This window comes from Streptomyces sp. ICN903, assembly GCF_022015835.1.
GTDB lineage: Bacteria > Actinomycetota > Actinomycetes > Streptomycetales > Streptomycetaceae > Streptomyces > Streptomyces fenghuangensis.
The window spans coordinates 1-9,752 of sequence record NZ_JAKMAY010000222.1 but is presented as its reverse complement, the minus strand read 5'-3'; the positions used below and the strand labels follow the sequence as shown (position 1 = coordinate 9,752).

General features: G+C 72.6%; 6 protein-coding genes and 1 pseudogene. 6 read left to right on the top strand and 1 reads right to left on the bottom strand.

The window, feature by feature from the left end; all coding sequences use genetic code 11:
• The 4 genes from mfd to L7D48_RS20685 form a co-directional block, all read left to right on the top strand.
• Positions 1-2,392, top strand: a 2,392-nt coding sequence (mfd, locus tag L7D48_RS20700; RefSeq protein WP_237881237.1) for a transcription-repair coupling factor, incomplete at its 5' end; no start/stop codon positions are given.
• A gap of 117 nt (positions 2,393-2,509) precedes the next feature.
• Positions 2,510-3,493 carry an aldo/keto reductase gene (locus tag L7D48_RS20695; RefSeq protein WP_237881235.1) on the top strand — a complete coding sequence of 328 codons (984 nt, stop codon included), beginning with the start codon at positions 2,510-2,512 and terminating at the stop codon, positions 3,491-3,493.
• 208 nt (positions 3,494-3,701) lie between these two features.
• Entirely contained in the window at positions 3,702-5,027 is a 1,326-nt protein-coding gene (locus L7D48_RS20690; protein ID WP_237881233.1) for an ATP-grasp domain-containing protein, read from the top strand.
• A gap of 28 nt (positions 5,028-5,055) precedes the next feature.
• A complete protein-coding gene (locus L7D48_RS20685; protein ID WP_237881231.1) occupies positions 5,056-7,083 on the top strand; it encodes a CocE/NonD family hydrolase in 2,028 nt (675 codons plus the stop codon).
• 84 nt (positions 7,084-7,167) lie between these two features.
• On the opposite strand, the gene L7D48_RS20680 is transcribed toward L7D48_RS20685, so the two are convergent.
• On the bottom strand, positions 7,168-7,776 hold the full coding sequence (locus tag L7D48_RS20680) for a DUF4352 domain-containing protein (RefSeq protein ID WP_237881229.1): 609 nt from the start codon (positions 7,774-7,776) through the stop codon (positions 7,168-7,170).
• 184 nt (positions 7,777-7,960) lie between these two features.
• Here L7D48_RS20680 and L7D48_RS20675 point away from each other — a divergent pair, with 184 nt between their 5' ends.
• Both L7D48_RS20675 and L7D48_RS20670 read left to right on the top strand, forming a co-directional pair.
• The gene (locus L7D48_RS20675) at positions 7,961-9,175 is read left to right on the top strand and encodes an N-6 DNA methylase (RefSeq protein WP_237881227.1); all 1,215 of its coding nucleotides are present in this window, start codon (positions 7,961-7,963) and stop codon (positions 9,173-9,175) included.
• A gap of 165 nt (positions 9,176-9,340) precedes the next feature.
• Positions 9,341-9,752: pseudogene (locus tag L7D48_RS20670) on the top strand (hypothetical protein); the annotation flags it as partial.

Here is a 9,752-nt window from a genome sequence, read left to right as displayed (position 1 = left end):
GGGGATGCGGGCTCCGGAGAGTTACCGGGGGGACACGGCGCGGGCGCTGGCGGACACCAAGGGGTGGCTGGCGGACGGCTGGCGGTGTGTGTTCCTGACGGAGGGGCACGGTCCGGCGGTGCGCACGGTGGAGGTGCTGGGGGGTGAGGGGATCGCGGCGCGGCTGGAGCCGGAGCTGGGGGAGATCGCCCCGTCGGTGGTGCATGTGTCGTGCGGGACGCTGGAGAGCGGGTTCGTCGATCCGGGTCTGCGGCTGGCGGTGCTGACGGAGACGGATCTGTCGGGCCAGAAGGCGGCGAGCCGGGATCTGGGGCGGATGCCGGCGCGGCGGCGCAAGACGATCGATCCGCTGACGTTGCAGCCGGGTGACTACATCGTGCACGAGCAGCACGGTGTGGGCCGGTACGTGGAGATGGTGCAGCGCACGGTGCAGGGGGCGACGCGCGAGTACCTGCTGGTGGAGTACGCGCCGGCGAAGCGGGGGCAGCCGGGGGACCGGTTGTTCGTGCCGACGGACCAGCTGGAGCAGATCACCAAGTACGTGGGTGGTGAGCAGCCGTCGCTGCACCGGCTGGGGGGCGCGGACTGGACGAAGACGAAGGCGCGGGCGAAGAAGGCGGTCAAGGAGATCGCCGCGGACCTGATCAGGCTGTATTCGGCGCGGATGGCCGCTCCGGGGCACGCGTTCGGTGCGGACACCCCGTGGCAGCGGGAGCTGGAGGACGCGTTCCCGTACGTGGAGACGCCCGATCAGCTGACCACGATCGCCGAGGTGAAGGAGGACATGGAGAAGTCGGTTCCGATGGACCGGCTGATCTGCGGCGACGTGGGTTACGGCAAGACGGAGATCGCGGTGCGGGCGGCGTTCAAGGCGGTGCAGGACGGCAAGCAGGTGGCCGTGCTGGTGCCGACGACGCTGCTGGTGCAGCAGCATTTCGGGACGTTCTCGGAGCGGTACGCGCAGTTCCCGGTGAAGGTGCGGGCGCTGTCGCGGTTCCAGTCCGACGCGGAGGCGAAGGCGGTCGTCGAGGGGCTGCGGGACGGCTCGGTGGATGTGGTGATCGGCACGCACCGGTTGTTCTCGTCGGAGACGAAGTTCAAGGACCTGGGTCTGGTGATCGTCGACGAGGAGCAGCGTTTCGGTGTGGAGCACAAGGAGCAGTTGAAGAAGCTGCGGGCGAACGTGGACGTGCTGACGATGTCGGCGACGCCGATTCCGCGGACGCTGGAGATGGCGGTCACGGGCATCCGGGAGATGTCGACGATCACCACGCCGCCGGAGGAGCGGCATCCGGTGCTGACGTTCGTCGGCCCGTACGAGGAGCGGCAGATCGGTGCGGCGATCCGGCGTGAGCTGCTGCGCGAGGGCCAGGTGTTCTACATCCACAACCGGGTGGAGTCGATCGACCGGGCGGCGGCGCGGCTGCGGCAGATCGTTCCGGAGGCGCGGATCGCCACGGCGCACGGGCAGATGTCGGAGGCGGCGCTGGAGAAGGTGGTGGTGGACTTCTGGGAGAAGAGGTTCGATGTGCTGGTCTCCACGACGATCGTGGAGTCGGGTATCGACATCTCCAACGCCAACACGCTGATCGTGGAGCGTGGGGACATGTTCGGCCTGTCCCAGCTGCACCAGTTGCGGGGCCGGGTGGGCCGTGGCCGGGAGCGGGGGTACGCGTACTTCCTGTATCCGCCGGAGAGGCCGCTGACGGAGACGGCGCACGAGCGGCTGGCGACGATCGCGCAGCACACGGAGATGGGCGCGGGCATGTACGTGGCGATGAAGGACCTGGAGATCCGCGGGGCGGGCAATCTGCTGGGCGGGGAGCAGTCGGGTCACATCGCGGGGGTCGGTTTCGACCTGTATGTGCGGATGGTGGGGGAGGCGGTGGCCGACTACCGGGCGGCGCTGGAGTCCGGGGGCGCGGTGGAGGAGGCGCCGCTGGAGGTGAGGATCGAGCTTCCGGTGGACGCGCACGTGCCGCACGACTACGCGCCGGGGGAGCGGCTGCGGCTGCAGGCGTACCGGGCGATCGCGTCGGCGAACTCGGAGGAGGACATCGCGGCGGTGCGCGAGGAGCTGGCCGACCGCTACGGTCCGCTGCCGGAGCCGGTGGAGAACCTGCTGCTGGTGGCGGGGTTGCGGATGCTGGCGCGTTCCTTCGGGGTGACCGACATCACGCTGCAGGGTTCGAACGTGCGGTTCGCGCCGGTGGAGCTGCGGGAGTCGCAGGAGCTGCGGCTGAAGCGGCTGTATCCGCGGTCGGTGGTGAAGGCGGCGGCGCGGCAGGTGCTGGTGCCGCGTCCGGCGACGGCGCGGATCGGGGGCAGGCCGGTGGTGGGGCGTGAACTGCTGGCGTGGACGGGGGAGTTCCTGACCACGGTGCTGGGCTGACCCGCGGGCCGGTCCGGGGGCTGTTCCGGAGGCCGATCATGGGAGCGTTCCCGTAGTCGGTGACCTGCGAGGACCGGCCCGGTTCGCCGGGCCGGCCGGAACGTAGGATCGGGTGCCATGGAGCAGCGAGTACTGGGCAGGACGGGCCGCGAGGTGTCCGTCGTGGGACTGGGCACCTGGCAGCTGGGTGCCGACTGGGGGCAGGTGCGCGAGGAGGACGCGCTGGCGGTGCTGGACGCTGCGGTGGAGTCCGGGGTGACGTTCTTCGACACCGCCGACGTGTACGGCGACGGCCGCAGCGAGCGGCTGATCGGCCGTTTCCTGGCGGAGCGGCCGGGGGCGGACGTGTTCGTGGCGACGAAGATGGGCCGCCGGGTGGATCAGCTGCCCGGCAACTACAACCTGGCCAACTTCCGGGCCTGGACGGACCGGTCCCGCACGAACCTGGGCGTGGAGACCCTGGACCTGGTCCAGCTCCACTGCCCGCCGTCCGAGGTGTACTCCTCCGACGAGGTGTTCGACGCGCTGGACACCCTGGTGGCGGAGAAGCGGATCGCGGCGTACGCGGTGAGTGTGGAGACCTGCGCGCAGGCGCTGGAGGCGATCGCGCGGCCGGGTACGGCGAGTGTGCAGATCATCCTCAACCCGTTCCGGCTCAAGCCTGTGGAAGAGGTCCTTCCGGCGGCGGCCGAGGCGGGGGTGGGCATCATCGCGCGGGTGCCGCTGGCCTCGGGGCTGCTGTCGGGCCGCTACACCCGCGAGACGGTTTTCTCGCCGGACGACCACCGCAGCTTCAACCGGCACGGTGAGGCGTTCGACCAGGGCGAGACGTTCTCGGGCGTGGACTACGAGACGGGTCTGGCGGCGGCGGCGGAGTTCGCCGAGCTGGCGCCGGAGGGGATGACGCCGGCGCAGGCGGCGCTGCGCTGGGTGATCCAGCAGCCGGGGGTGACCTCGGTGATCCCCGGTGCGCGCAGCGTCGGGCAGGCGCGGGCGAACGCCGCGGCGGCCGGGCTGCCGCCGCTGCCGCGGCAGACGCTGGAGGCGATCGCCGCCCTGTACGACCGCAGGATCCGCGCGCAGGTGCACCACCGCTGGTAGGGGTGCCCGGGCCGCGGACGGGCGGCGGGGCCGGCCGAAGTGGATGGCGGCCGGCCCCGCCGCCCTTTTCTCCCTCTTCACACCGTTGACACCCTTCCTTCCCGCTTCTCCCTCCAGGTCGCCGGTGACCCCGTGCGGGTGAATGCTCACTGTTGTCCCCGGGTAGCCGGAGGGACTCGTGAGGAACCGGCACGAGGGAGTCATTCAAGTGAGCCAGGCGAACGTCTTCGTCATCGGACTGGACGAGGAGAACATCGAGACACTGCGCGCGGTGCCGCACGCGGTGGAGTACCGCTTCCATCCCCTGCTGAGCGTCGAGGAGCTCCAGCACGGCGAGATCCCGGTGGCCGATCTGCTGGAGAAGGCGCGCAAGGAGCTGGACGCGTTCGACGGCAGCATCGACGCCATCGTCGGCTACTGGGACTTCCCCGTCAGCACGCTGGTGCCGATCCTGGCCGAGCGCTACGGGACTCGCGCCACCAGCCTGGAGTCGGTGGTCAAGTGCGAGCACAAGTACTGGAGCCGGCTGGAGCAGCAGAAGGTCGTCGACGAGCACCCGCGTTTCGCGCTGGTGGATCTGGAGGGCGAGCCCCGCCCGCCCGAGGGTCTGCGTTTCCCGATGTGGCTGAAGCCGGTGAAGTCCTACTCCTCGGAGCTGGCCTTCGGAGTGAAGGACGAGGAGGAGTTCGCGGCGGCGGTGGCCGAGATCCGCGAGGGCATCACCCGTATCGGGCGGCCCTTCGAGTACGTGATGCGCCGCCTCCAGCTTCCGCCGGAGGTGGCCGAGGCCGGCGGGCAGGCCTGCCTGGCCGAGGAGTCCCTCAAGGGCGTCCAGGCAGCCGTCGAGGGCTATGTGTACGACGGCGAGGTCACCGTCTACGGCGTGCTGGACTCGATCAACTACCCCGACACCTCCTGCTTCCTGCGCCACCAGTACCCCGCCTCCCTGCCCGAGCCGGTGCAGCTGCGGCTGCGGGACGTCTCCAGGCGGGTGATCGAGCAGATCGGCATGGACTGGGCCACCTTCAGCATCGAGTACTTCTACGACGCGGCCACCGGCGAGATCAACCTGCTGGAGATCAACCCGCGCCACTCGCAGTCCCACGCCGAGCTGTTCGAGTACGTCGACGGCGTGCCCAACCACCACGCCATGCTCAGTCTCGCGATGGGCCGCGACCCCGATCTGCCCTACCGCGCGGGCCCCTACGCGGTGGCCGCCAAGTGGTACCACCGCCAGTTCACCGACGGGCTGGTGACCCGCGTGCCGACGGCCGAGGAGGTCGAGCGCGTGGAGCGCGAGGTGCCCGGCGTGCGGATCAGCATCAAGCCGAACGAGGGGCAGCGGCTGTCGGACATGCCGGGCCAGGACAGCTACAGCTTCGAGCTGGCGCACGTCTTCGTCGGCGCCGACAGCGAGGAGGAGATGCGGGCCAAGTACGACCGCTGCCTGGCGATGCTGCCGTTCGAGTTCGCCGAGGAGAGCGGCGGGGACGGAGGCCGGGAGAACGGGAGCGAGTCCGAGCAGGCCGCCTGAGCGGGCGGGGAGAGGAGGTGGTCCGGCCGTGCGCCATGTGACCAGCCTGCCGTACGCGATCAAGGAAGAGGAGCACGTGTGGATCCCGGTCTCCGACGGGACCCGCCTGGCGGCCCGGATCTGGCGGCCGGTCTCCTCCGACGGCGAACCGGTGCCCGCGGTGCTGGAGTACATCCCCTACCGCAGGCGCGATCTGACCTCGGTGCGCGACTCGATCCACCACCCCTACATCGCGGGCCACGGCTACGCCTGCGTGCGGGTGGACATCCGCGGCACCGGCGAGTCCGAGGGGGTGCTGCGCGACGAGTACCTGGAGGTGGAGCAGACCGACGCCGAGGACGTGCTGGCCTGGCTCGCCGAGCAGCCCTGGTGCGACGGGCGGACGGGGATGATGGGCATCTCCTGGGGCGCCTTCGCCGCCCTCCAGGTGGCCGCCCGCCGCCCGCCGAGCCTGGGGGCGATCGTCATCTCCTCCTTCACCGACGACCGGTACGCCGACGACATGCACTACATGGGCGGCTGCCTGCTGTCGGACAACCTGGCCGAGGCGGGCACGATGTTCGCCTACGGCACCTGCCCGCCGGACCCGGCGCTGGTGGGCGAGCGGTGGCGCCGGATGTGGCTGGAGCGGCTGGAGAACACCCGGCCGTGGGCGCTGGAGTGGCTGCGCCACCAGCGGCGCGACGACTACTGGCGGCACGCCTCGGTCTGCGAGGACTACTCGGCGGTGAACGTGCCGGTGCTGGCCTCCAGCGGCTGGGCGGACGGCTACTCCAACGCCGTCACGCGGCTGCTTCAGAACCTGGACGTGCCCCGCAGGGGCCTGATCGGGCCGTGGTCGCACAAGTACCCGCACCTGGGGCAGCCGGGCCCGGCCGTCGGCTACCTCCAGGAGGTGGTGCGCTGGTGGGACCACTGGCTCAAGGGCGCCGACAACGGGGTGATGGAAGGGCCGATGCTGCACGCCTGGATGCAGGAGAGCGTGCCGCCCTCCACCTCGTACGAGGAGCGGCCCGGCCGCTGGGTGGGCGAGCCGTCCTGGCCGTCGCCGCACATCACCCCCACCGTGCTGCCGCTGGGCGCGCACCGCCTCCACCGGCCGGACGAGGAGCCGCGCCAGGCGGAGCTGACGGTGCAGTCGCCGCTGTCGGTGGGCCAGTTCGCCGGCAAGTGGGCCTCCTACAACGCGCCGCCGGACCTGCCCTACGACCAGCGCGAGGAGGACGGCGGGTCGATGGTCTTCGACACCGAGCCGCTGGCCGAGCGGGTGGAGATCCTGGGCGCGCCGAGCGTGGAGCTGGAGCTGTCGGTGAGCGAGCCGGTGGCGATGGTCGCGGCCCGCCTGTCGGACGTGGCCCCCGACGGTCGCGCCACCCGTGTCACCTACGGGCTGCTCAACCTCACCCGCCTGGGCGGTCACGAGGCGGAGCCCGCGCCGCTCGAGCCCGGCCGCCGCTACCGGGCGACGGTGCAGCTCAACGGTGTGGCGCAGGTCTTCCCGCCGGGCCACCGCATCCGGCTGTCGCTGTCCACGTCGTACTGGCCGCTGGCCTGGCCGCCGCCGCGTCCGGTGCTGCTGAGCGTGTACGCGCCCGGCAGTTCCCTGACGCTGCCGGTGCGCCCGGTGGCGGAGTCCGACGAGGTGGCCGGGGAGCCGTTCGGCGAGCCCGAGGGCGCCGAGCCGATCCGCACCCGCCAGATCGAGCCGCCCGAGCAGCGCTGGGAGGTCTCCCGGAACCTGGTGGACTACGGGTCGGCGCTGGAGATCGTCAAGGACGGCGGGACGGTCCACTTCGAGGACATCGACCTGGACGTGCACCGCCGCGCCTACGAGCGCTACGACTCGGCGGCCGACGACTTCACCTCGGTGCGCGGCGAGTCGGAGTGGACGATGGAGTTCTCGCGCGGCGACTGGAACGCGCGGACGGTGACCCGCACGGTGCTCAGCTGCACCGAGGAGGAGTTCGTGGTCGACGCCACCCTCGACGGGTACGAGGGGGAGCGCCGGGTGTTCTCCCGCACCTGGAACGAGAAGCTGCCCCGCGACCACGTCTGACCGCGCCGACCGCGCCCCTCCCCTCCCTTCCGGGCCGGGCTCCCCCGGGCCGGGAGGGAGGGAAGGGAAGCCGGGAGGTGGGGCTCAGAGCTCGAGCGACCACTGGGCCGGCTCGGTGGTGAAGTCCAGCAGATCGACCTCGACGTCGAGGTTCCCGGCACTGGCGGGGGCGTCGAAGGCGAACCGCGCGGTGGCCTTCTTGCCCGGCATCAGGTTGCCCTCGAAACCGGAGCCGATCTCGTCGTCGAAGATCTGCTCGGCCTCCACGCCGTTCTCGCCGGCGCGGGCGGAGAGGGTGATCAGGCCGATGTCGGTCTTCTTGTCGCCGGTGTTCTCCAGGGTGACGGTGATCTGGTGGGCCTTGTTGCCCTCGGTGTGGCCGAGGGCGTACTCGCCCGGGGTGTAGGAGGAGGCCTCGGAGACGGTGATCCTCAGGCCGCTGCTGTAGGAGGCGGTGTCGCCCGCGGACAGCGGGCCGTCCCCGCGCTCCTGTCCGGCCCCGGAATCCCCGGCGCCCTTGGATTCCCCGGAGCCCTTGGAGCCCTCGCCCTTCGCGTCGCCGCCGGACGAGGCCTTGGTGACGGCCGGCTCCTCGGCCGCCCCGCAGGCGGTCAGGCCCCCCACGGCGAGGACGGCGGCGGCCGCGGCGGCGATCAGGCGCTTGCGAGCGGTGCGGGACTGCTGTGCGGGCATGCGAGAACCTTCCGGGCATGCCGGGCCTGGGCGGCCCGGACCTTCGAATCGGTGCGACCACTACAGCAAACCTTGTGAATGGAGTCAACCGACGTAGAGTTGCCCGGTGAAGTCAACTCTTGTTGTAGCTGTTCGGGCTGTCACGAGCTTGCTCGGGCGCTCGGCGCGGGGAGGAGCCGGCCCGATGGCGGACGAGGCGACACAGGCCACCGCGGCCGCGGCCGCCCGGCCCACCGGGGGCGGGCACCCGGCGCGCGTCCACGGAAGTCCTCTCGGAGCGGCGTTGCGCGAGCGGGTCTGGCAGGAGATCGCCGGCGCCCCCGGCGGAGCCGCTGCCGCCCTGGTGCGCGCCGGTGAGGAGCTGCTGCTGAGCGGCGGGCGGCCCGTTCCCGGCCCGCTCGGTGAACTCGCCGGTGAACTCGGGGCCGCCGGGGCGTACTCCTTCCTGCTCGACCGCCACCTCGACCGCCACCTCGGCCCCGTTCACCGCCGGGCCGCCCCCGCCCTGCCCGGCACCGCCGCGCTGATGGCCGCCCTGGCCGGCCCCGCGGCCACCGTGCTCGACCCCGTCTGCGGGTCCGGCGCCCTGCTCGCCGCCGCCCTCGGATCCGGCGGCCGCGCATCCGGCGCACTCGGACCCGGTGGCCGCGCCCGGCCGGCACGGCTGTACGGCCAGGAGGCGGACCCGCACCTCGCCCGGCTCGCCGCCCTCCGCCTCGCGCTGCTCGGCGCCACCGCGCATGTGCGCACCGGCGACGCCCTGCGCGGCCCCGCCCCGGGCGCGGACGGCCCGGGCGTGCCCGTGGACGCCGTGCTCTGCCGGCCGCCGTCCGGCGAACGGGACTGGGGGTACGAGGAACTGGCGTACGACCCCCGCTGGGAGTACGGGCTGCCCGCGCGCGCCGAGTCCGAACTGGCCTGGGCGCAGCACTGCCTGTCCCGGCTGCGGCCGGGCGGCACCGCCGTGCTGCTGATGCCCTCCGCCGCCGCATCCCGGCGCACGGGCCGCCGGGTGCGCGCCGCTCTGCTGCGCCGGGGAGCGCTGCGCGCGGTCGTCGCGCTGCCCGCCGCGGCCGCACGCCCGGACGACCCCCAGCCGCACCTGTGGGTGCTGCGCAGACCGGGCGGACCGGAGGGCGTCCCCGCACCCGCGCCCCGGCTCCTGCTCGTCGACGCCGGGGCCCGTCGCCGGGCCGGGGAGGAACGCCGGACGCCGCCGCGGGAGGAGCCGTACCGCACCGTGCTGGACGCCTGGCGGGCCTTCGAACGCCGCGGTGACGTTCCCGGGGAGCCCGGCTTCAGCGCCTGTGCCGCCGTCATCGGCCTGCTCGACGAGCGTGTGGACGTATCGCCCGCCCGGCACGTACCCGCGGCCGGGAGGGCCGCCACCCCGGGGTGAGGACCCGGGCCGGGCCGGAAGCCGCCCGTCCCGTCCCGCTCCGCCGCGGGCCGGGACGCGGCCGGGCATCGGAACGGTATCGGCCCGCGAACACCGGACCGTACTGTCCGCGACGGTGTATACCCTTCGCACCGAACGACGTCGCAACAGGGAGTCAGAGCGCTGATGTACGGTCCGCCGGCCACCCCGCCCCCCGCACCGTCCCGCCGCGGACCCGGGGCCGGGGGCATCGCGCTGCGGGTGCTCTTCGCCTCCTTCCCGGTGTGGTCGCTGGGGCTGCTGGCCTGGGTTCCGTCGCTGCGCTTCGCGATCATCCGCAGAAGGCCCCTGGACTGGGCGGTCTTCGCGGTGAGCGTGGTGCTGACCGCGGCCTACGTGGTGCTGCTGTTCACCGTCCCCGAGAGCGAGCCGGGCGAGGACGGCACGGCCCAGGCCGGGGCCGGTATGTACATATTCCTGCTCATCGTCGGCTCCGTGGTCCACGCCGTCCTCGGCGACCGCTTCCCGCGCGACCCCGCCCCGTACCGGGCGGCCGTGTCCGTGCCGGGCGCCCCTCTGCCGGGCGTTCCCCACGCAT

Coding starts and splice junctions, on each gene's coding strand:
- L7D48_RS20675 (WP_237881227.1), top strand. CDS start 7,961: ATGGCGGACGAGGCGACACAGGCCACCGCGGCCGCGGCCGCCCGGCCC.
- L7D48_RS20695 (WP_237881235.1), top strand. CDS start 2,510: ATGGAGCAGCGAGTACTGGGCAGGACGGGCCGCGAGGTGTCCGTCGTG.
- L7D48_RS20680 (WP_237881229.1), bottom strand. CDS start 7,776: ATGCCCGCACAGCAGTCCCGCACCGCTCGCAAGCGCCTGATCGCCGCC.